This window comes from Escherichia sp. AM3, from assembly GCF_032029835.1.
GTDB classification, from domain to species: Bacteria; Pseudomonadota; Gammaproteobacteria; order Enterobacterales; family Enterobacteriaceae; genus Escherichia; species Escherichia coli.
Map to the genome: position 1 here is coordinate 1 of NZ_JAVUPQ010000623.1, position 399 is coordinate 399.

1 protein-coding gene is annotated in these 399 nt (G+C 38.3%); it reads left to right on the forward strand.

Annotated features, from left to right (window positions below):
* A partial coding sequence (locus RTW80_RS27570) for an omptin family outer membrane protease (RefSeq protein ID WP_312721277.1) occupies positions 1 to 358 on the forward strand: 358 nt, incomplete at its 5' end.
* Positions 359 to 399: the final 41 nt, after the last annotated feature.

The following is a 399-nucleotide window of genomic DNA, read 5'->3' on the forward strand; positions in this document are numbered from 1 at the left end:
CGATATAGGGTTAACCGGTAATGAGCGGCATGATAGCTTTGAGTTCGGGGGGAGTTTCAAATATAGCGGATGGGTGAAGGCATCGGATAATGATGAGCATTACAACCCTGAGAAAAGGATCACCTATCGTAGCGATGTAAATAATCAGAACTATTACTCTGTCTCACTACATGCTGGTTATTATATTACACCTGCAGCTAAAGTTTATGTCGAAGGAACATGGAACCGTATTACTAATAAGAAAGGTGATACTTCTCTGTACTCCAGAAATTTGAATATATCTGATCACACCAAAAATGGTGCAGGCATTGAAAGCTATAACTTTATGACCACAGCTGGTCTGAAGTATTATTTTTAACCTGAAGCTTGCCTGTTTTTAACTTTTTCATGACACTTTAA